The 20,861-nt window shown below is 62.0% G+C and carries 17 protein-coding genes; 6 read left to right on the top strand and 11 right to left on the bottom strand.

From position 1 onward, the window contains the following. Positions 1 to 2 precede the first annotated feature (2 nt). The 4 genes from ACVWZP_RS15475 (at position 3) to lpxC (ending at position 4,447) form a co-directional block, all read left to right on the top strand. Positions 3 to 872 (top strand): cell division protein FtsQ/DivIB, encoded by an 870-nt coding sequence (locus ACVWZP_RS15475; RefSeq protein ID WP_026139894.1) that lies wholly within the window; start codon positions 3 to 5, stop codon positions 870 to 872. Positions 873 to 887: 15 nt separating this feature from the next. Further along, complete coding sequence (gene ftsA, locus ACVWZP_RS15470; protein WP_017845923.1) at positions 888 to 2,150, top strand: cell division protein FtsA; 1,263 nt, start codon at positions 888 to 890, stop codon at positions 2,148 to 2,150. A gap of 67 nt (positions 2,151 to 2,217) precedes the next feature. Further along, on the top strand, positions 2,218 to 3,423 hold the full coding sequence (gene ftsZ, locus ACVWZP_RS15465) for a cell division protein FtsZ (protein WP_017845922.1): 1,206 nt from the start codon (positions 2,218 to 2,220) through the stop codon (positions 3,421 to 3,423). A 112-nt stretch (positions 3,424 to 3,535) separates the two neighbouring features. After that, positions 3,536 to 4,447, top strand: coding sequence for a UDP-3-O-acyl-N-acetylglucosamine deacetylase (gene lpxC / locus ACVWZP_RS15460; RefSeq protein ID WP_003171886.1), 912 nt, complete (start codon positions 3,536 to 3,538; stop codon positions 4,445 to 4,447). Positions 4,448 to 4,542: 95 nt separating this feature from the next. On the opposite strand, the gene ACVWZP_RS15455 is transcribed toward lpxC, so the two are convergent. The 6 genes from ACVWZP_RS15455 to ACVWZP_RS15430 form a co-directional block, all read right to left on the bottom strand. Further along, entirely contained in the window at positions 4,543 to 6,036 is a 1,494-nt protein-coding gene (locus ACVWZP_RS15455) for a sensor domain-containing diguanylate cyclase (protein ID WP_046384650.1), read from the bottom strand. Between the two features lie 86 nt (positions 6,037 to 6,122). Then, the gene (locus tag ACVWZP_RS15450) at positions 6,123 to 7,451 is read right to left on the bottom strand and encodes an OprD family porin (protein ID WP_457369911.1); all 1,329 of its coding nucleotides are present in this window, start codon (positions 7,449 to 7,451) and stop codon (positions 6,123 to 6,125) included. A 334-nt stretch (positions 7,452 to 7,785) separates the two neighbouring features. Then, the gene (locus ACVWZP_RS15445) at positions 7,786 to 9,150 is read right to left on the bottom strand and encodes a heavy metal sensor histidine kinase (RefSeq protein WP_457369910.1); all 1,365 of its coding nucleotides are present in this window, start codon (positions 9,148 to 9,150) and stop codon (positions 7,786 to 7,788) included. Continuing rightward, positions 9,140 to 9,817 carry a heavy metal response regulator transcription factor gene (locus ACVWZP_RS15440; RefSeq protein ID WP_017845918.1) on the bottom strand — a complete coding sequence of 226 codons (678 nt, stop codon included), beginning with the start codon at positions 9,815 to 9,817 and terminating at the stop codon, positions 9,140 to 9,142. The genes ACVWZP_RS15445 and ACVWZP_RS15440 overlap by 11 nt, the downstream gene beginning before the upstream one ends. A gap of 9 nt (positions 9,818 to 9,826) precedes the next feature. Beyond that, positions 9,827 to 12,922: a multidrug efflux RND transporter permease subunit gene (locus ACVWZP_RS15435; protein WP_079442882.1), complete on the bottom strand. Its 3,096-nt coding sequence runs from the start codon at positions 12,920 to 12,922 to the stop codon at positions 9,827 to 9,829. Then, positions 12,919 to 14,085 (bottom strand): efflux RND transporter periplasmic adaptor subunit, encoded by a 1,167-nt coding sequence (locus ACVWZP_RS15430; protein WP_457369909.1) that lies wholly within the window; start codon positions 14,083 to 14,085, stop codon positions 12,919 to 12,921. Before ACVWZP_RS15430 ends, ACVWZP_RS15435 begins: the two co-directional genes overlap by 4 nt. Before the next feature lie 215 nt (positions 14,086 to 14,300). On the opposite strand from ACVWZP_RS15430, the gene ACVWZP_RS15425 reads away from it, so the two are divergent. Then, complete coding sequence (locus ACVWZP_RS15425) at positions 14,301 to 14,534, top strand: hypothetical protein (protein ID WP_017845915.1); 234 nt, start codon at positions 14,301 to 14,303, stop codon at positions 14,532 to 14,534. 168 nt (positions 14,535 to 14,702) lie between these two features. Then, on the top strand, positions 14,703 to 15,491 hold the full coding sequence (locus tag ACVWZP_RS15420; RefSeq protein ID WP_057004272.1) for a transporter substrate-binding domain-containing protein: 789 nt from the start codon (positions 14,703 to 14,705) through the stop codon (positions 15,489 to 15,491). Here the strand turns inward: ACVWZP_RS15420 and ACVWZP_RS15415 are convergent. The 5 genes from ACVWZP_RS15415 to ACVWZP_RS15395 all read right to left on the bottom strand — a co-directional run bounded on the left by ACVWZP_RS15415 (position 15,488) and on the right by ACVWZP_RS15395 (position 20,774). Continuing rightward, positions 15,488 to 16,231: a YkgJ family cysteine cluster protein gene (locus ACVWZP_RS15415; RefSeq protein ID WP_046484579.1), complete on the bottom strand. Its 744-nt coding sequence runs from the start codon at positions 16,229 to 16,231 to the stop codon at positions 15,488 to 15,490. The genes ACVWZP_RS15420 and ACVWZP_RS15415 overlap by 4 nt on opposite strands. 108 nt (positions 16,232 to 16,339) lie before the next feature. Further along, positions 16,340 to 16,822: a GNAT family N-acetyltransferase gene (locus ACVWZP_RS15410; protein WP_457369908.1), complete on the bottom strand. Its 483-nt coding sequence runs from the start codon at positions 16,820 to 16,822 to the stop codon at positions 16,340 to 16,342. A gap of 3 nt (positions 16,823 to 16,825) precedes the next feature. Then, complete coding sequence (locus ACVWZP_RS15405) at positions 16,826 to 17,728, bottom strand: chemotaxis protein (RefSeq protein ID WP_017845911.1); 903 nt, start codon at positions 17,726 to 17,728, stop codon at positions 16,826 to 16,828. A gap of 96 nt (positions 17,729 to 17,824) precedes the next feature. After that, positions 17,825 to 18,799, bottom strand: a complete 975-nt coding sequence (locus ACVWZP_RS15400) for a 2-hydroxyacid dehydrogenase (protein WP_046384642.1) — start codon at positions 18,797 to 18,799, stop codon at positions 17,825 to 17,827. Positions 18,800 to 19,805: 1,006 nt separating this feature from the next. Further along, positions 19,806 to 20,774, bottom strand: coding sequence for a LysR family transcriptional regulator (locus ACVWZP_RS15395; RefSeq protein WP_017845908.1), 969 nt, complete (start codon positions 20,772 to 20,774; stop codon positions 19,806 to 19,808). Between the last annotated feature and the right edge of the window lie 87 nt (positions 20,775 to 20,861).

Raw genomic sequence — 20,861 nt, 5'->3', positions numbered from 1 at the left:
ACATGAAAGGCGCATCGCTTCGTCATCAGCCCCCACCCGCACCCGGCCGCAAGCCGGTGCCACGGGGTGCCAGCCGAATGGTGGCTAAAGAGCCGATGTCGGCGCGCCTGCCGAAAGCCAACTTTGGTTTCCTCAAGGCGCTGTTCTGGCCGGTGTTGCTGGTGGTGTTGGGCTTCGGCACTTACGAAGGCGCGCAGCGTCTATTGCCTTATGCCGACCGGCCGATCACCAAGATCAGCGTGCAGGGCGACTTGAGCTACATCAGCCAGCAAGCGGTGCAGCAGCGCATCGGCCCGTTCCTGGCGGCGAGCTTCTTCACCATCGACCTGGCCGGCATGCGCCGGGAGCTGGAGCAGATGCCGTGGATCGCCCACGCCGAAGTCCGCCGTGTATGGCCGGACCAGGTGACGATCCGCCTGGAAGAACAACTGCCCGTGGCCCGTTGGGGCGATGAGGCACTGTTGAACAACCAGGGCCAGGCGTTCACCCCGCGTGAGCTGGCCAATTACGAGCACCTGCCGCAGCTGTTCGGGCCGCAGCGGGCGCAGCAGCAAGTGATGCAGCAGTACCAGGCCTTGAGCCAGATGCTGCGGCCGCTGGGCTTCTCCATTGCACGCCTGGAATTGCGTGAACGGGGCAGCTGGTTTTTGACGACCGGGGCAGGCAGTTCCGGCCCGGGCATCGAGTTGTTGCTGGGACGCGACCGCTTGGTGGAAAAGATGCGCCGCTTTATTGCCATCTATGAAAAGACCTTGAAAGAACAGATTACGAACATTGCGAGCGTCGACCTGCGTTACGCCAACGGCCTTGCCGTCGGCTGGCGTGAACCGGCTGCGCCCACGGCAGCGCAACCCGCTGTCGCGAAGAATTAAGAAGAGGCAGGACCCATGGCAAACGTGCAAAGCGGCAAAATGATCGTCGGTCTCGATATCGGCACCTCCAAGGTGGTGGCGCTGGTGGGCGAGGTCGGGGAAGACGGCACGATCGAAATCGTCGGTATTGGCACGCATCCGTCCCGGGGCCTGAAGAAGGGCGTGGTGGTGAACATCGAGTCCACCGTGCAATCGATCCAGCGCGCCATCGAAGAAGCGCAGCTGATGGCCGGTTGCCGGATTCACTCGGCGTTCGTCGGCGTGGCGGGCAATCACATCCGCAGCCTGAACTCCCACGGCATCGTGGCGATCCGCGACCGCGAAGTCAGCGCGGCCGACCTTGAGCGCGTACTCGACGCCGCCCAGGCCGTGGCGATCCCGGCGGACCAGCGCGTGCTGCACACCCTGCCGCAGGACTACGTGATCGACAACCAGGAAGGCGTGCGCGAGCCCCTGGGCATGTCAGGCGTGCGCCTGGAAGCCAAGGTCCACGTGGTGACCTGCGCGGTCAATGCCGCACAGAACATTGAAAAGTGCGTGCGTCGCTGCGGCCTGGAAATCGACGACATCATTCTCGAGCAACTGGCTTCGGCCTACTCGGTACTGACCGACGACGAAAAAGAACTGGGCGTGTGCCTGGTCGACATCGGCGGCGGCACCACCGACATCGCGATCTTCACCGAGGGTGCGATCCGTCACACCGCCGTGATCCCGATTGCCGGCGACCAGGTCACCAACGACATCGCCATGGCGTTGCGCACACCGACGCAGTACGCCGAAGAGATCAAGATCCGCTATGCCTGCGCCCTGGCCAAACTGGCCGGCGCCGGTGAAACCATCAAGGTGCCGAGCGTGGGCGACCGTCCACCGCGCGAGCTGTCGCGCCAGGCCCTGGCCGAAGTGGTCGAGCCGCGTTACGACGAGCTGTTCACCCTGATCCAGGCGGAACTGCGCCGCAGCGGCTACGAAGATTTGATCCCGGCCGGCATCGTGCTGACCGGTGGCACCTCGAAGATGGAAGGCGCGGTCGAACTGGCCGAAGAGATCTTCCACATGCCAGTTCGCCTGGGCGTGCCCCATGGCGTCAAAGGCCTGGGCGACGTGGTGCGCAACCCGATTTATTCCACCGGTGTGGGCTTGCTGTTGTACGGGCTGCAAAAGCAGACCGACGGCATTTCCCTGTCGGGCCCGAGCATCCGCGACAGCTACCGCGGCGACGACGAAGCGAAAGCGCCGTTGTTCGAACGGTTGCAGGCTTGGGTCAAAGGCAATTTCTAACGATTTACCGCAACACCGTAAAAAAGCAGTAGGCGAAAAAACTAGAGAACACGAAAGGAGAGGGAAAATGTTCGAACTCGTAGACAACATCCCCGCAAGCCCGGTCATCAAAGTGATCGGTGTCGGCGGTGGCGGCGGCAACGCTGTCAACCATATGGTCAAGAGCAACATTGAAGGCGTTGAATTCATCTGCGCCAACACTGATGCCCAGGCGCTGAAGAGCATCGGCGCGCGGACCATCCTGCAATTGGGCACCGCCGTGACCAAGGGCCTCGGCGCTGGCGCCAACCCGGAAGTCGGCCGTCAAGCCGCGCTGGAAGACCGCGAGCGTATCGCCGAAGTGCTGCAAGGCACCAACATGGTGTTCATCACCACCGGCATGGGCGGCGGTACCGGTACCGGTGCAGCGCCGATCATCGCCGAAGTGGCCAAGGAAATGGGGATTCTGACGGTCGCCGTCGTGACCCGTCCGTTCCCGTTCGAAGGCCGCAAGCGCATGCAGATCGCCGACGAAGGTATCCGTCTGCTGTCTGAAAGCGTCGACTCGTTGATCACCATCCCCAACGAGAAGCTGCTGACCATCCTGGGCAAGGACGCGAGCCTGCTGTCCGCGTTCGCCAAGGCTGACGATGTACTGGCCGGTGCCGTCCGCGGTATCTCCGACATCATCAAGCGCCCGGGCATGATCAACGTCGACTTTGCCGACGTGCGTACCGTGATGAGCGAAATGGGCATGGCGATGATGGGCACTGGCTGCGCCAGCGGTCCGAACCGTGCGCGTGAAGCCACCGAAGCGGCCATCCGCAACCCGTTGCTCGAAGACGTGAACCTGCAAGGCGCACGCGGCATCCTGGTGAACATCACCGCCGGTCCTGACCTGTCCCTGGGTGAGTACTCCGACGTGGGTAGCATCATCGAAGCCTTCGCTTCCGAGCACGCGATGGTCAAAGTCGGCACCGTGATCGATCCGGACATGCGCGACGAACTGCATGTGACCGTGGTCGCGACCGGCCTGGGCGCAAAAATCGAGAAGCCTGTAAAGGTCATCGACAATACCGTTCACACCGGCCACAACAGTCACGCCAGCCAGGCGGCTGCCGCTCCAGCGCCTGCGCGCCAGGAACTGCCGTCGGTGAACTACCGTGATCTGGACCGTCCGACCGTGATGCGCAATCAGGCTCAGGCCGGTGCTGCAGCGTCCCGTAGCCCGAATCCGCAAGATGATCTGGACTACCTGGACATCCCGGCATTCCTGCGTCGTCAGGCCGATTAATGGAATGTATCAGGGCTATGAAGGTGATTGGTGTTCAGCAAAGGTCTGGTCTGCTATTATCGCCAGCCTTTGTTGATACCAGTTCGCAATTTGCGCTGAAGCGGTCCAAGCCATGATTAAACAACGCACCCTGAAGAATATTATTCGTGCCACAGGTGTAGGTCTGCACTCCGGGGAGAAGGTATACCTGACCCTCAAACCTGCACCTGTCGACACCGGCATCGTGTTTGTTCGTGCCGACCTGGACCCTGTGGTGCAGATTCCTGCTCGCGCGGAAAACGTCGGCGAAACCACGATGTCGACCACATTGGTCAACGGTGACGTCAAGGTGGACACGGTGGAGCACTTGCTCTCGGCCATGGCTGGCCTGGGCATCGATAACGCCTACGTCGAGCTCTCCGCGTCCGAAGTCCCCATCATGGATGGCAGCGCTGGTCCCTTCGTATTCTTGATTCAATCTGCCGGCCTGGAAGAACAGGACGCAGCCAAGAAGTTCATTCGCATTCTGCGGGAAGTGACAGTAGAAGACGGCGACAAGCGCGCCACCTTCGTCCCGTTCGAAGGCTTTAAAGTGAGCTTTGAGATCGATTTCGATCACCCGGTATTTCGCGACCGCACCCAAAGCGCAAGCGTGGATTTTTCCAGTACTTCGTTCGTAAAAGAAGTCAGCCGCGCCCGCACCTTTGGTTTCATGAGTGACATCGAGTACCTGCGCAAGCACAACCTCGCACTCGGCGGCAGCGTTGAAAACGCCATTGTGGTCGACGCGGATGGTGTACTGAACGAAGACGGCCTTCGCTATGAAGACGAATTCGTGAAGCACAAGATCCTCGATGCAATCGGTGACCTCTACCTGCTGGGCAATAGCCTGATAGGCGAGTTCAAAGGCTTCAAGTCGGGCCACGCCCTTAACAACCAGTTGCTGCGCAAGTTGATTGAGCAGACAGATGCTTGGGAAGTCGTGACCTTCGAAGATGCCAGCACCGCACCGATCTCTTACATGCGTCCCGTTGCGGCGGTGTAAGTAACAACTCTCTTTCTTTAGTTTTTAAGGGCTGCCTTCGGGTGGCCCTTTTTATTTTCCGTGGCGAGCGAGCCACAATGGCCTGTTCGCCTCAGTCATCGCGCCGTTGCCTCCACGATGCAATTGCGCCCACTGTGCTTGGCTTCATACAGCGCGCGGTCCGCACTGAGCTGCAAGTCCTCCAGGGACATGCGACTGCGCTTGTCCCACGTACTCAGGCCAATGCTCACGGTAATCGGCCGTTCATCCCCCGCCACCCGTGGCAAGTGCTCGACGCCGCGGCGGATATGCTCGGCGATTAGCCATGCGCCCCTGATATCGGTAGACGGCAACACCACGGCGAACTCTTCACCGCCATAACGTGCGGCCAGGTCGGCCGGGCGACGGATGTTGCCGCCGATCACCTGGGCGACGTTGCGCAACGCCTCATCGCCGCCGTGATGGCCATGACGGTCGTTAAATGCCTTGAAGTGGTCGACGTCGATCATCAACAGCGTCAACGGTTCGGCGGAGCGCTGGGCGCGGTCCCATTCCAGGCGCAGGCGTTGGTCCAGAATGCGCCGGTTGGCCAGGCCGGTGAGCGCGTCGGTGGCTGCCAGTTCTGACAGCACCTTCTCCGCGCGAAAACGGCGGCGCAGTTCCCGGCGCAGCATCCAGGTCAGCCATAACAGGCCGATACACAGGATGCCGGTGGCGCCGCCGGTCAGCGTCGCCGCGCGCTTCCATGGCGCGAACACGTCCTCACTGGACAATGCCACGACCACAATCAGCGGCAGCTCGCCGACATTGGTGAAGGTATACAGGCGCTCCTTGCCGGTGATGGTCGAGATGGCCCGAAAGCTGCCGCTTCTTTCGCGCAGCATGCGCTTGAAGTTGGGGCGATCACTCAGGTCCTTGTTGATCATGTCGCGCTCCAGCAGCGGTTGCTGGGCCAGGAGAATGCCGTGGCTGCTCAACAGGTTGACCGAGCTGCTATTGCCGATGGTCAGGCTGTTGAACAACTGATCGAAGTACGCCAGGCGCATGGTGGCCACCGCGACCCCGAGGAACTCGCCGTTGGCGCCGGTGACGCGGCGGCTGAACGCGATGCGCCAGACTTGCTCGCAATGGCACTGAATCATGAACGGCCGGCTGATGAACAGGTCGCTCTGGTTGGTGATTTTATGCACGAGGAAGTAGTCGCGATCAGCCAAATTACGCGAGGTCGGCTTGAGCGTCGAAGAGTCAGCAACGACGGCGCCATTGGCGTCCAGCAACAGCACTTGGTCTTTGAACAGCGCGGCCGTCGACAGCTCGAATTGCACCAGATGCCGGATATCCCCCGATACCTTGGACAAATCCGTGCGCTGCGTGGCGGCGATCAACCCTTGCAGCGCGAGGTCGTATAGCTCGACGTTACGCAGCACATCGGCGTTGATCAGTTGGGTGATGTTGGTGGTTGAGCGTTTCGCCGCCTGCAGGGTGCTGGCGTGTTCGCGGATCAACAGCACCGCGACGATAATCACAATCAATGCGACGGTGAAGCCGCTGCCTAGCATCAACAATAATTCTGTGCGTTCAGATGGGGTACGAAAAGGGCGTGGACTCATCGGGCAGACTTCAACGGTGAAGATACTGGCAGTTTAGTTCTACCCGATGAAAATTGATTGTTTGGTTGCAAAGAAAGTGCGGCGACTTAGAACACGTTGATCGGATAGTCGACGATCACCCGGTATTCATCCACATCCCGATCCACCGCCGAGTAGCCATTGCTGCCGCGGTTGGTCGCCCATTGCAGGCGCAGGGACAGATCCTTGGCCTTGCCGCCCTGTACCACGTATTTCACGTCGATGTCCCGTTCCCAGTGCTTGGCGTCCTGGCCGTCGGCGCTGTACCAGGCGCTGTAGCCCCGGCTGGTGGGATCGACTTTGCTCAGGTCGGTCTTACCGCTGCTGTAGGACACGGCAGTGGTCAGGCCCGGCATGCCGAGGCCGATGAAGTCGTAGGCGTACTTGAGCTTCCACGACCGCTCGTTGGGGCCGTTGAAGTCCGAGTATTGCTGGGAGTTGTCCAGGTACACGCTGTCGCCCTGGGTGATGTAGTCGAACGGTGTGTTGCCGTTGACCCGCTGGTACGCGGCGGTGACGCTGTGGCTGCCCACGACTACGGTGAAATGCAGGCTGTAGGTGTTGTTGTCGATGTTACCCAGCAACGACTGGCCGCTGTCTTGGGTGTGGTAGTAGTGCAGGCCGGGGTTGAGGCTGACCAGGTCGTTCAGCGCGTAGGTGTAGTCCAGGTCGTAGTAGTACTGGTGCCACACATCCTTGAGTTCGGCGGCGTACAGGTTGCTGGTCAGTCCCGGCACGCCGCTGAACGACACGCCGGCCCAGTCCAGGTGCTGGCTGTCGGTGTGTTCCGGCAGTGTGCCGTAGCTGGTGCCGATGCGCTGGTGGCCGCTCTGGTTGTAGAGCTTGGTGAAGCTGGCCTGGCCGCCTTCGATCATCCAGCCGTCGAGGCTGTGGTTGGTCAGGCTTACGCCGCGAAAGGTCTGGGGCAGCATGCGGGTCATGCCGCCGGCGATCACCGGGTTGTTGAGGAACAGGTCGCCGGCTTTCAGTTCCGTGTCGAACGCGCGCATCTTCAACGTGCCGCCTGCGGTGGAGAACGACCCCGGCGCCTTGCCGCTGCCTTGACTGTTGCCATACGGGAGGATGCTGGAGCCGTCGGTGCCGCCACCGCCGTCGAGCTTGAGGCCGAGCATGGCGTGGGCATCCAGGCCGAAACCGACGGTGCCCTGGGTGTAGCCGGATTCGAAGACGCCGAGAAAGCCCTGGCCCCATTCTTTGTTGTCATCGGTGTGGATGTCGTGACGGTCGCGGTTCATGTAGTAGTTGCGGGCGTTGAGCTTGAGGCTTGCGCCTTCGACGAAACCGTCGACGGGGGTGGTGTCTGCTGCGTGGGCGAGGGGGGCGATCGTTGCTGTAATCGCGAGGAATAACGGGGTGAACGTCAGCGAGTTCTTCACCGGTGGAGCTCCTTTGGTCAAACGGAAACGGCCAATGTCGTGGGGGTGTGCCTGGCCTTTTTTGCGGCAAAAAAAAAGCCGCTGAAGTCAGCGGCTTTAAGACAGATTCCCAGTGTAGAGCCCTGGAAAAAAGTCGAGGGAAATTCGGGTAAGCGGGTCAGCTGTCTTTGCCGTCGCGCTCATCGATGCGTCAAATTAACGCAGGCGAGCGCTGCGATACAGAGTGTAACAAGATAATGACTGTTGCCCAAATCGCAACAGTCAGAGTTTTGGCGCAAGCCAATGTGGGAGGGGGCAAGCCCCCTCCCACATTGGTCTGAAGTGTTCTCAAGCGTTAGACGGGCAGGGTAATACCGAAGGTGTTGCCGCCCGCGTCACTGCGCACGAACACATCGCCGCCATGCATCAGCGCAATCGCCTTGACGATGGCCAGCCCCAGCCCATGGTTGGCGCCGCTGTTGCTGCGCGATGCGTCCACTCGATAGAAGCGTTCGAACAGCCGAGGCAGGTGCTCGCTGGCAATCGCGTCGCCGGGGTTGGTCACGGCGATCGCCACCTGATGCTCCCGCACGTCGATGTTCACCGCGATGACCTGCCCTGGCGCGGTGTGCTGCACCGCGTTGCTCAGCAGGTTGATCAGTGCGCGGCGCAGGTGGGCTCTTTCGATCTGCACCTGGGCGTCGCCGTGGACGTGCACCCGGACCTGGGCGTCTTCGAGGATGAAGTCCAGGTAGTCGAGGGTGGTCGCCACTTCGTCGGCCAGGGAGCTTTCGATCAGCTTGGTGGCCTTGCTGCCCTGGTCGGCGCTGGCGAGGAACAGCATGTCGTTGATGATCGAACGCAGGCGCTCCAGTTCTTCCAGGTTCGATTGCAGCACCTCGAAATAATGTTCGGCCGAGCGCCCGCGTGTCAGGGCCACCTGGGTCTGGCCGATCAGGTTGGTCAGGGGCGAGCGCAGTTCATGGGCGACGTCGGCATTGAACGATTCCAGGCGCGAGTAGGCCTGTTCGACGCGGTCCAGGGTGGCGTTGAACGAGTTGACGAACTGACGCAACTCCGGCGGCAGCGGCGACAGTTGCAGGCGCCCGGAGAGTTTCGGCGGTGCGAGTTTCTGTGCTTCGTCCGAGAGTTTGCTCAGCGGCTTGAGGCCGATGCGCGAGACCCAGAACCCCAGCAGCGCCGCCAGCACCACGCCGATAAACGCCAGGCTGATCAGCGCCACCAGCAAGTGGTGCTGGGTGGCGCGGAAGTTTTCGGTGTCGATGGCGATCATGAAGCGCAACGGCGGGCGCTGGTCCTGGGCGGGGAACTGGCTCACCAGCACCTTGAACGGTTCGGCGTGATCGGCCAGGCGCAAGTCGCGCTTGCCGGTCGGGCCGGTGGCGAAGGCGCGGATCTGTGCGTCCGGGCTGCCATATTCGTAGTTCGGGTCGCTGCTCACCACCCAGAAACGGATGCGCTTGTCTTCCTCGGCCAACAACTTGAGTTTGGCCTTGATCTTGGTCCAATGCTCCGGCGTGCCGAAGCGCTTCACCGAGGACTCCAACACGCTGTAGCGCGCATCCAGTTCGGCCTCGGGTAACAGGCCCAAGCCACGGTCCACCTGCTGATAGAGCGCGCCGCCGATCAACAGGAAGATCAGCAGCGCCACCAGGGTGAACATGCCACTCAAGCGCAGCGCGATGGAGTTAGTTGACACCGCGGTTCTCCAGCACATAACCCATGCCACGGATGGTGTGCAGCAGCTTCTGTTCGAACGGCCCGTCGAGCTTGGCGCGCAGGCGTTTGATCGCGACTTCGACCACGTTGGCGTCGCTGTCGAAGTTGATGTCCCAGACCATCTCCGCGATGGCGGTCTTGGACAGGATCTCACCCTGGCGCCGCGCCAATACGCTGAGCAGCGAGAACTCCTTGGCGGTCAGGTCCAGGCGCACGCCGTTGCGGCTGGCTTTGCGGCTGATCAGGTCGATCCACAGGTCGGCGACCGTCACCTGCACCGGTTCGTGCCCGCCACTGCGGCGGGTCAGGGCTTGCAGGCGCGCCACCAGCTCCAGGAACGAAAACGGCTTGCCCAGGTAATCATCGGCGCCTTCACGCAGGCCGCGAATACGGTCTTCCACGCGCTCGCGGGCGGTGAGCATGATCACCGGCGTTTGCTTGCGCGCGCGCAGGGCACGCAACACGCCGAAGCCGTCGAGACCGGGCAGCATCACGTCGAGCACGATCACCGCGTAATCGTTTTCCAGCGCCAGGTGCAAACCTTCGACGCCTTCACGCGCCACGTCGACGGTGTAGCCTTGCTCCGTCAGGCCGCGATGCAGGTAGTCCGCGGTTTTTTCTTCATCTTCAACGATCAGTACGCGCATGACCCCGCCTTAATGTGTGGTCGCCAACGCGGGCGTTGGTGTGGGCCGGTGGAAAAACCGCTCAAGGTACAAGTATATGATCGGCGTGGTGAACAGCGTCAGCGCCTGGCTCACCAGCAAGCCGCCGACCACCGCGATCCCCAGCGGTTGGCGCAACTCGGCACCGGGGCCTGCGCCAAGCATCAGCGGCACGGCGCCGAGCAGGGCGGCGAGGGTGGTCATGATGATCGGCCGGAACCGCGTGACGCAGGCTTCGTAGATCGCTTCCTCCGGCGGCAGGCCTCTGACCCGCTGGGCTTCGAGGGCGAAGTCGATCATCAGGATGCCATTCTTCTTCACGATGCCGATCAGCAACACCAGGCCGATCAGGGCCATGATCGAAAAGTCCTGGCCCAGCAGCCACAACATGATCAACGCGCCCAAGCCAGCCGAGGGCAGGGTGGAAATGATCGTCAGCGGGTGGACGAAACTTTCGTACAGCACGCCGAGAATGATGTACACCGCCACCAGCGCCGCGAGGATCAGCCACGGCTGGCTGGCCAATGAACTCTGGAACGCCTGGGCCGCGCCCTGGAAGTTGCCGAGGATGGTGGCCGGCATGCCGATTTCGTTCTTGGCCTGGTTGAGCATGATCACCGCATCCCCCAACGCCACGCCGGGCGCCAGGTTGAACGACAGGTTGGCCGCCGGGAACATGCCGTCATGGCTGATGGACAGCGGGCCCACGCTGGGCGGGTCGACCTTGGCCAGGGCCGACAACGGCACCATCTCGTTGGTCAGTGGCGAGCGCAGGTAGAAGTAATTGAGGCTTTCGGCTTTGCCGCGTTGCTGGGTATCGAGTTCCAGCACCACTTGGTATTGGTTGATTTCGGTCTGGAACTCGTTGATCTGGCGCTGGCCGAACGCGTCGTACAACGCCTGGTCGACATCGGTGGCGGTCAGGCCGAAGCGCGCGGCGGCCTGGCGGTCGATGCTGATGTGGGTGATGCTGCCGCCCAGTTGCAGGTCGTTGGACAGGTCGCGAAACGCCGGGTTGGCGCGCAGTTTTTCGGTGAGGCGCTGGGTCCAGGTATTCAATGTCGCGCCGTCGTTGCTCTTGAGCACGTACTGGTACTGGGCGCGGCTGGGGCCGGAGCTGAGGTTGATGTCCTGGCCGGCGCGCAGGTACAGCACGATGCCCGGCACCTTCGCCAGTTTCGAGCGGATGCGGTCGATGAACTGGCTGGCGGACACGTCGCGATCGCCGCGGTCTTTCAAGGCGATCCAGAAACGGCCGTTGGCGATGGTCTGGTTGCTGCCGGTGACGCCCACCGAATGGGAAAACGTTGCCACCGCCGGGTCAGCCTTGATGATCTCGGCCAGGGCCTTGTGCTTGGCGACCATGTCCGGGAACGACACATCGGCCGCCGCTTCGCTGGTGCCAAGCACGAAGCCGGTGTCCTGCACCGGGAAAAAGCCCTTGGGGATGAACACGTAGCCGACCACCGCCAGCGCCAGCGTGACCACGAAGATCGCCAGCATGCTGCGTTGATGGACCAGGGCGCGGCGCAGGTTGCGCGCATAGCCGGCCAGCAGGCGTTCGCTGAAACCGGGCTTGGCCTGGGCCGGATGGGTCGGGGCGCGCATGAACAGCGCCGCCAGGGTCGGCGCCAGGGTCAGCGAAACCACCACCGAAATCAGGATGGTCGAGGTCGCCGTCAGCGCGAATTCCTTGAACAGGCGCCCGACCACGCCGCCCATGAACAGCAGCGGAATGAACGCCGCCACCAGCGAGAAGCTGATGGACACCACGGTAAAGCCAATCTCGCCGGCGCCCTTGATCGCCGCTTCACGCTTGCCCAGCCCGGCTTCGAGATGGCGGTGAATGTTCTCCACCACCACGATCGCATCGTCCACCACAAAGCCCACGGCGATGACGATCGCCACCAGGGTCAGGTTGTTCAGGCTGAAGCCCATCAGGTACATCAGGGCGAAGCTGGCGATCAGCGACACCCCGAGCACGCTCGACACAATCAACGTCGCCGACAGCTGGCGCAGGAACAACGCCATCACCGCCACCACCAGCAGCACGGCGATCAGCAGGGTCACTTCCACTTCATGCAGGGAGGCGCGGATGGTCTTGGTGCGGTCGCTCAACACGCTGACCTGCACCGACGCCGGCAGCATGGCCTGCAGGCGCGGCAGTTGCGCTTGAATGCGGTCGACGGTCTCGACGATGTTCGCGCCGGGCTGGCGTGAGATCACCAGGTTGACCCCCGGGGTGTCGCCGGACCAGGCCTGTACGTAGGCGTTTTCCGAGCCGTTGATGACTTTAGCGATATCGCGCAGTTGAACCGGTGCGCCATTCTTGTAGGACACGATCAGTTGGGCGTAGTCCCCGGGCTGAAACAGCTGGTCGTTGGTCGACAGCGTCGACACGCTGTTCTCCCCGTAGATCGCGCCTTTGGCCAGGTTCAGGCTCGACTGCTGGATCGCCACGCGGATGTCGGCCAGGGTCAGGCCGATGGCCGCGAGCTTGTCGGGCGAAGCCTGCACGCGAATCGCCGGACGTTGCTGGCCGGTGATGTTGATCTGGCCGACGCCGTCGATCTGGCTGATCTGCCGTGCCAGCAGGGTTTCCACGTAATCGCTCAGCTCGGTGCTGGGCATGCTGTCGGAACTGACGCTGAGGATCAGCACCGGGCTGTCTGCCGGGTTGACCTTCTTCCAGGTCGGCAGGGTCGGCATATCCCTGGGTAGCTTGCCGGAAGCGGTGTTGATCGCCGCCTGGACTTCCTGGGCGGCGGTGTCGATGCTCTTGTTCAGGGTGAATTGCAGGGTCAAGAGGCTGGAGCCCAAGGCGCTGCTGGAGGTCATCTGGGTCATGCCGGGGATGGCGCTGAATTGCACCTCCAGCGGCGTGGCCACCGACGAGGCCATGGTGTCCGGGCTGGCGCCGGGCAGTTGCGCGCTGACCTGGATTGTCGGAAATTCCGCTTCCGGCAACGGGGCGATGGCCAGTTGCGGGAAGGCAATCAGCCCGAGCAACACCAGGGCGAAGGTCAGCAGCAGGGTCGCGACCGGGTGGTCGACGCACCACGCCGACGGCGAGCGGCTGGCGTTCATGGTTGCACCTTGGCGTCGACGGTCTGGATCACTTGCGGCGGTTCTTTGAGCACGTCGACCCGAGCGCCGGCCTTGAGCCGCGACTGGCCATCGCTGACCAGCACATCACCGGCCTGTACGCCTTTGATGAGCGTCACGTCGCTGTTCTGGTAGGTGACCTGCACCGGCACCACCTCCACCTTGTCGCCGTTGACCCGGTACACAAAGTGCGCGTCCAGGCCGCGTTGCACCACGGTCGGCGGCACCACCAGGGCGTTTTTGTCGAGGCCGGTCTGGATCTTGATGGTCACCAGTTGCCCCGGCCACAGGCGCTGCGTGGCGTTGTTGAACTCGGCCTTGGCGCGCAGGGTGCCGGTGGTGGAACTGATCTGGTTGTCGATCAGGCTCAGGTGGCCTTCACCGAGCAGGTCGCCGGTCTGGCCGTCGGTGTCGGCGCCCAGGTAGGCGTCGACGCTGGCCGGGATAGGGGCCGCGATCAGGCTTTGCAGAGCGGGCAGCATCTGTTGCGGCAGGGAAAATTCGACGGCAATCGGGTCGATCTGCGTCACCGAGAACAGCCCCTGGGCATCGCTCGTGCGCAGGAAGTTGCCTTCATCCACCGTGCGAATCCCTACGCGGCCGCTGACCGGTGAGCGAATCTGAGTGTAGGAAAGCTGCACCTTTGCCGCATCGATCGCGGCCTGATTGCCCTGGACGGTGGCATTGAGTTGGTTGACCAACGCCTGTTGCTGGTCATAGGTCTGCTTGGACACGCCGTCGTCGACACTCAATGCCTTGTAGCGCTTGAGGTTGATCAGCGCGACTTGCAACTGCGCCTGGTTTTCCGCCAACAGCGCCTTGGCCTGCTCGAGGCTGGCGCGGATCGAGCGGTCATCGATGGTCGCCAACAGGTCCCCGGCCTTGACCTGCTGGCCTTCCTTGACCAGCAATCGGGTGAGGATGCCGTCGACCTGTGGGCGGATCACCACGCTGTGCAACGACAGCACCGTCCCAATGCCGCTGACGAAACGCGGGATGTCCTGTTGCGCCACGCTCACCACCCGTACCGGGATCGCTGTCGGCGCCGCCAGTTTGGGTTTGGCCGGCCGCGTCAGGGCCCAGGCTGCAATCGCCAGCACCACGAGGACTCCGACGATCAGCGCGGTTTTTCGTTGAATTTGCATGGAAGTGAGGTGCCAGGGCAGAGGAACGGAAGAGTGAGGTGTCTTTATAGCCCGTCAACCCGGTCAGCAAGGTGACTGCTAACTGACAGCGCTGTCAGTAAACGCCGACCATTCGTACAGGCGGTGGTTAAAGATCCTGAGGGCGCAGGTATACTGCGCGCCAGTGTGGCCCGCAAGCTGGCCCCGCATCAATTTTTGCCTGCTCCGGAGCTTCCATGACTTCCCCGACACATCCCCCTGTTGAAGCGGCCGACCTCGTCGATCCGGCCAGCGCTGAAAGCGTTGAAAAAACCGAGATCCCGGCGTTCAAGTTTCCGTTCAAGCCGGGTGAACTGGCCGGGGCCAAGAATGCCGCCCAGCCGTGGTACAAGAACGGCGCCAAGAATGGGCATACCAAGTCCCCGGGCATGGCGCCGCCGGGCACCCGTCGTTCGATGGGTAAACGCTGAGAATAATAAGTCGCACGCTGTGTCGACTATTGCCTACAACGTCTGCTGAAATTTCTGATTGTAGGGCCACGACCGTTTCTTGAAAGCTTGCACAGCCTCCGTGCCGCCCCGGCGTTTTCCGTCGGTGCGGGAGGGTGAGGTTGGACTTTCCGGAAAAGGACGTTTCCTGTGGCTCTGATACACATTTGTGCCGTGCTCGCGTTATTGCTGGCGGCCGATAACGTTGCCGCCGGTGAGTCGCCACGGCGCGAGATCCGTTTCGCCGTCGCTGCGCAATTCTCGCCTTTCCAGAGCCGCAACCCGCAAGGCCAACTGGTCGGCCTGAACATCGACCTGGGTAATGCCCTGTGCGTGCAGTTGAATGTGCGTTGCACCTGGGTCGACCAGGTGCTGGTGGAAAACTTCCCGGCCCTGGAGGCCCGGCAGTTCGACGCAATCATGGGCATGGCGCCTACGTCGATGCGTCGGCGCTGGGTCAACTTCACCGATGAGCTGTATCCGTTCACCACGCGCCTGGTCGCCCGCAGAACATCCGGCCTGCTGCCGACCGTGCGGTCGCTCAAGGGCAAGCGTGTCGGGGTGTTGCTGGGCAGTAATCGCGAAGCCTTCGCCCGAGCGCGGTGGGCGCCCAAGGGCGTTATCGTCAAGAGCTTCTGGCTCAATGACGAACTGATTCGCAGCCTGGTGGCGGGGGATATCGATGCGACCCTGCAAGGCACCGTGGAAATCCGTGAGGTGCTGCTCGATACCGTCGATGGCCAGGACTTTGACTTCCTCGGCCCCGCGATTTCGGCCGAACTCCTGGGCAGCGGCGTGGCGATCGCGGTGCGCAAGCCCGATACCGCCTTGCGCAATGCCCTCAACTGCGCCCTTGAACAACTGATGCAAAGCGGCGAATACCAACGGATCATTCAGCCCTACCGCCTGGATGCCGTTTCCGTCGCGCCCAACGACTAGGCGGCGCGCAGCGGGATAAACGCATAGTTGGCCGGCACCTCGGTGGCAAGCTGTGCCCCCGCGTCCAGCAACTGTTCGGCGATGTCCATCGCGGACACATGAAACACCCACTCATTCGCCACGCCAGGCTGGCTCGCCGCCCGCTCGATCGCCTGGGTAAAGGCATCCATCTGCGGCAGGTACGCCGTAAAGCCATCGCCCTTGAGCGCCGTGGTGCGAATCCCCAACAGGGCACACACCGCCTCTTTGGTCTGCACATCGTCGCGGTCGGCCTGGCGCGAGCGGCGGATCAGTTCAGCCAGTTCCGCGTCCATCAACTCGCCGCCGGCAATCAATACCGGGCCCTGTTCCCACGACTCCGGCGGGCATTCCTTGGCGGCAGGGTTCAACGGGATGTGCGGGTTGATCTCCATCGGATAGATGCGGCAGACCAACGGTCGGCGTTCATAGATGCGGCACAGGTTGTCTTCGTCAAGATTCCGGCAGCGTCCGGGGTTGTAGGCGGCAAAGGTGATGGCCACGAATGCCTGGGTCGTGCCGCTGGGCACCATCGCCGAACGGCGTTCGGCATGTTCGCGTTGTTGCAGTGGCAGGCCCAGGCCGTTGCCGAGAAAACCTTCCACCAGAACGATCACGCTGCCGCCGTCAGCCGCCCACTGGCGGGCTTCTGCGAGGGTCAGGGGGACATGGTGGTCGGTGCAGCATTTGCCACAACCGACGCAGGAAAAATGAGTGTTCATGGCAGATCTGTCACCAGGCTAGGTCAGAGGGCTCGCGCGAACGGTGACGGGTTTTCACCTCTTTTCAACGTTCGGGAGCACTGAAAGCAAGTTGTGCGCCAGTGCCCGTCAGTCTTCGCTGACCACATCGCGCAGCACGAACACCATGCCTGCGCTTTCATAGAGTTGCCGGGCGCGTCGGTTGCTTTCCAGGACCTTGAGGTCCACGTAGGGTTCGCCGCGCTGCTTGAACACCTGGAAGGCGTGCAGCAACAAGGCGCGGCCCAGCCCCTGGCCCTGGGCGCAGGGGTGTACAGACAGGTTCTTGATGAAGGCGCTGGTCCAGCACTGGGCCACGCCGAGGATGCCCTCGGCATTGTTCGCCACCAGGCACAGCGTGGGATCGAACTCGGCATCGGTCACGAACTGCCGCTGCCAGGTTTGCAGGTCGGCGACGTGGCCGCCGCCTTGCGCCTGGGTCATGCGCAACACCGCGTGAATCGCCGGGGCCCATGCGTCGCGGTAGTGATCCAACTGCGTACCGGCCGGCCACTGCGGCGCGGGCAGGCCGCGGGTGAGGTCGCGGCGTAGCAGTTGGAAATACTCGGCCACCGCTTACAGGCCCTTTTGCGCCACGGTCTGGGCGGCCACCACCAGGCATTTGGTCAGTTCGGGCGAGGAGAATTTGGTCAGCACCGCGTCGGCCCCGGCCACGCGCGCTTTTTCGCTGTTCATCGCGCTGTCCAGGGAGGTGTGCAACAGCACGTAAAGGTCCTGGAAGTCCGGGGTTTCGCGCAGGGTGCGGGTGAGGGCGTAACCGTCCATTTCGGACATTTCGATGTCCGACACCACCACATTGATCTGCTCGACGGTGCCCTGCAGTTCCAGCAGCACGTCGATCGCTTCCTTGGCGCTGCGTGCGGTGTGGCAGGTCAGGCCGAGGTTGCGCAGGGTGTGTACTGATTGTTGCAGGGCGACCTGGCTGTCATCCACCACCAGGATTCGCGCGTTGCCCAGCACTTCGGCCTCTTCCATGGTCAAGTCGGTCGGCGCCATTTCAATCGGTGCCGGGGCGATGCCGTGGATGACTTTTTCGATGTCCAGCACCTGCACCAGCCCGCCTTCCACCTGGGTGACCCCGGTGATAAACGAGCGATTGCCGCCGGCGCCGAAGGGCGGCGGACGGATATCGGTGGTCAGGCAATGCACGATCTTGCTCACCGCCTGCACATGCAGGCCCTGCTTGGAGCGGCTGACATCGGTGACGATCAGGCAGCCGCCGTCCGGGTCTTCCAACGGCATTTCGCCGAGGGCGCGGCTCAGGTCGATCACCGACAGCGAGGTGCCGCGCAGCATGGCGATACCTTTGACGTGCGGATGGGACTCCGGCAGCTTGGTCAGCGGCGGGCACGGAATGATTTCGCTGACTTTCAGCAGGTTAATGGCCATCAACTTGCCGCTGCGCAAGGTAAAGAGCAGAAGCGAGAGTGAGTCTGCGCGGGCTTTAGACGTGGACATAAAAACCTTCTGTGGATCAGGGTTGATCATCTATGGAGGGTTATCGACTTCATCGGCCCAGGCTTTAGGGGAATGGGCCGATGAAGTTGACTTATCTCAGCCCTTCCATACCTGCGGGTTGACCAGATCCTGCGGGCGGTGGCCGAGCAGGGCGCTGCGCAGGTTGTCGAGGGCGCGGTTGGCCATGGCTGTGCGGGTTTCGTGGGTCGCCGAGCCGATGTGCGGCAGGGTCACCGCATTGCTCAATTGGAACAGTGGCGACTCGGCCAGCGGTTCCTTTTCATACACGTCCAGCCCCGCCCCGCGAATACGCTGGGTTTGCAGGGCTTCGATCAGCGCCGGTTCGTCGACCACCGGGCCGCGGGAAATATTGATCAGGATCGCGCTGGATTTCATCAGCCCCAGCTCGCGATGACTGATCAGGTGCCGGGTCTTTTCGCTCAACGGCACCACCAGGCAGACGAAGTCCGCTTCGGCGAGTAACTGATCCAGGCTGCAGAACTGTGCGCCCAGTTCCTGTTCCAGGGCGGGCTTGCGGCTGTTGCCGCTGTACACAATCGGCATATTGAAGCCCAGGCGCCCGCGCCGGGCCACGGCGGCGCCGATATTGCCCATGCCAACGATGCCCAGTGTCTTGCCATGCACGTCGCAGCCGAACAACGACGCGCCCACGCTGGCTTTCCACTCGCCGGCCTTGGTCCAAGCGTCCAGCTCGGCCACCCGGCGTGCGCTGCTCATCAGCAGGGCGAAGGCGAGGTCGGCGGTGCTTTCGGTGAGGACGTCGGGGGTGTTGGTGAGCATGACCCCGCGTTCGTTGAGGTAGGCCACGTCATAGTTGTCATAGCCCACCGAGATGCTGGACACCACTTCCAGCCGGCTCGCGCCTTCGAGTTGCGCGCGGCCCAGCTTGCGCCCCACGCCGATCAGGCCGTGGGCATGGGGCAGGGCTTCATTGAACTGTGCATTGATGTCGCCCAGCTTGGGGTTGGGGGCGATCACCTCGAAATCCTGTTGCAGGCGTTCGATCATTTCCGGGGTGATACGGCTGAAGGCGAGGACAGTCTTTTTCATTGCAGGCGGGCTCATCGACTACGGAAGAATGCCAAGCAAGCTAACATTCCTGCCGGCAATTGTCAGGACACCGTTGAACCTCTGTGGGAAGGGGCTTGCCCCGATAGCAGTGTGTCAGCCAATACATGCATGACTTCACTACCGCCATCGGGGGCAAGCCCCCTCCCACATTTTTGACCGCGTCCAGCTTCCAGGCTCAGGTTGGTTATAAGGCCGCTCCTAAGAGCAAGAGCCAAATGAGTTCTATCTGATCCATGGAGATCCAAATGTGGGAGGGGGGCTTGCCCCCTCCTACATTTTTGACCGAGTCCAGCTTCCAGGCTCAGGTTGGTTATAAGGCCGCTCCTAAGAGCAAGAGCCAAATGAGTTCTATCTGATCCATGGAGATCCAAATGTGGGAGGGGGCTTGCCCCCTCCCACATTTTTGACCGAGTCCAGCTTCCAGGATCAGGTTGGTTATAAGGCTGCTCCTAAGAGCAAGAGCCAAATGAGTTCTATCTGATCCATGGAGATCCAAATGTGGGAGGGGGCAAGCCCCCTCCTACATTTTTGACCGAGTCCAGCTTCCAGGCTCAGGTTGGTTATAAGGCCGCTCCTAAGAGCAAGAGCCAAATGAGTTCTATCTGATCCATGGAGATCCAAATGTGGGGGGGGGCTTGCCCCCTCCTACAGTTTTGACCGAGTCCAGCTTCCAGGCTCAGGTTGGTTATAAGGCCGCTCCTAAGAGCAAGAGCCAAATGAGTTCTATCTGATCCATGGAGATCCAAATGTGGGGGGGGCTTGCCCCCTCCTACATTTTTGACCGAGTCCAGCTTCCAGGCTCAGGTTGGTTATAAGGCCGCTCCCAAGAGCAAGAGCCAAATGGGTTCTATCTGATCCATGGAGATCCAAATGTGGGAGGGGGCTTGCCCCCGATAGCAGTGTGTCAGCCAATACATGCATGACTTCATTACCGCTATCGGGAGCAAGCCCCCTCCCACATTGGATCGCTATCGTCTGGCAGAAATCAGTTCGCCATCCGCACGCCGCCCAGGCTGCCGCTCAACTCATACGCGACCAATTCCGCCTGGTGCGCCGCGAGAATTTCCGGCAGCGAACCGCGCAGGTATTCCACCCAGGTCTTGATCTTCGCATCCAGGTACTGACGCGATGGGTAAATGGCGTACAGGTTCAGTTCCTGGGAGCGATAGTTGGGCATCACCCGCACCAGCGTGCCGTTGCGCAGGCCTTCGATGGCGGCGTACACCGGCAACAGGCCGACGCCCATGCCGCTGGTGATGGCGGTTTTCATCGCATCGGCCGAGTTCACCAGGAACGGCGATGTGTTGATCGCGACACTTTCCTGGCCGTCAGGGCCGTTGAAGCTCCATTTATCCAGCAGGACCACCGGGCTGACCAGGCGCAGGCAGGCGTGGTTGAGCAGATCGTGGGGCCGTTGCGCGCAGCCTTTGGCCTTGACGTAGTCCGGCGAGGCGCAGGCGATGCTGTAGGTGATGCCCAGGCGCTGGGACACGAAGCCCGAGTCCGGCAGTTCGCTGGCCAGCACGATGGACACGTCGTAGCCTTCATCGAGCAAGTCCGGCACGCGGTTGGCCAGGGTCAGGTCGAAGGTCACGTCCGGGTGAGTGCGGCGGTAGCGGGCAATGGCGTCGATGACGAAATGCTGGCCGATACCGGTCATGGTATGCACTTTCAACTGGCCGGCGGGGCGCGCGTGGGCGTCGCTGGCTTCGGCCTCGGCTTCTTCGACGTAGGCCAGGATTTGCTCGCAGCGTAATAAATAGCGTTTACCCGCCTCCGTGAGTGCAATGCGGCGGGTAGTGCGGTTGAGCAAGCGGGTTTGCAGATGGGCCTCCAGGTTGGAGACCGCGCGCGAAATGTTGGCGGTGGTGGTGTCCAGCTGTGCGGCGGCGGCGGTGAAGCTGCCGGCTTCGGCCACAGAACTGAAGGCGCGCATGTTTTGCAAAGTGTCCATGGGGTGTTCTCAAGGGAGATAGCAAATTGTGACAGAAAGTTACGTAGACCAGTGATCCCTACGAAGGGATTATCGCCTGAACGGTAA

The sequence above is a fragment of the Pseudomonas sp. TE36184 genome (genome assembly GCF_054060055.1).
This window is presented reverse-complemented; position numbering and strand designations above follow the sequence as displayed.

Excerpts from the sequence above, each read along its gene's own strand:
- ACVWZP_RS15395 (WP_017845908.1), bottom strand. The coding sequence starts at position 20,774 with ATGGACACTTTGCAAAACATGCGCGCCTTCAGTTCTGTGGCCGAAGCC.
- ACVWZP_RS15455 (WP_046384650.1), bottom strand. The coding sequence starts at position 6,036 with ATGAGTCCACGCCCTTTTCGTACCCCATCTGAACGCACAGAATTATTG.
- lpxC (WP_003171886.1), top strand. The coding sequence starts at position 3,536 with ATGATTAAACAACGCACCCTGAAGAATATTATTCGTGCCACAGGTGTA.
- ACVWZP_RS15475 (WP_026139894.1), top strand. The coding sequence starts at position 3 with ATGAAAGGCGCATCGCTTCGTCATCAGCCCCCACCCGCACCCGGCCGC.
- ACVWZP_RS15405 (WP_017845911.1), bottom strand. The coding sequence starts at position 17,728 with ATGTCCACGTCTAAAGCCCGCGCAGACTCACTCTCGCTTCTGCTCTTT.
- ACVWZP_RS15415 (WP_046484579.1), bottom strand. The coding sequence starts at position 16,231 with ATGAACACTCATTTTTCCTGCGTCGGTTGTGGCAAATGCTGCACCGAC.
- ftsZ (WP_017845922.1), top strand. The coding sequence starts at position 2,218 with ATGTTCGAACTCGTAGACAACATCCCCGCAAGCCCGGTCATCAAAGTG.
- ACVWZP_RS15435 (WP_079442882.1), bottom strand. The coding sequence starts at position 12,922 with ATGAACGCCAGCCGCTCGCCGTCGGCGTGGTGCGTCGACCACCCGGTC.
- ACVWZP_RS15425 (WP_017845915.1), top strand. The coding sequence starts at position 14,301 with ATGACTTCCCCGACACATCCCCCTGTTGAAGCGGCCGACCTCGTCGAT.
- ACVWZP_RS15440 (WP_017845918.1), bottom strand. The coding sequence starts at position 9,817 with ATGCGCGTACTGATCGTTGAAGATGAAGAAAAAACCGCGGACTACCTG.
- ACVWZP_RS15430 (WP_457369909.1), bottom strand. The coding sequence starts at position 14,085 with ATGCAAATTCAACGAAAAACCGCGCTGATCGTCGGAGTCCTCGTGGTG.
- ACVWZP_RS15400 (WP_046384642.1), bottom strand. The coding sequence starts at position 18,799 with ATGAAAAAGACTGTCCTCGCCTTCAGCCGTATCACCCCGGAAATGATC.
- ftsA (WP_017845923.1), top strand. The coding sequence starts at position 888 with ATGGCAAACGTGCAAAGCGGCAAAATGATCGTCGGTCTCGATATCGGC.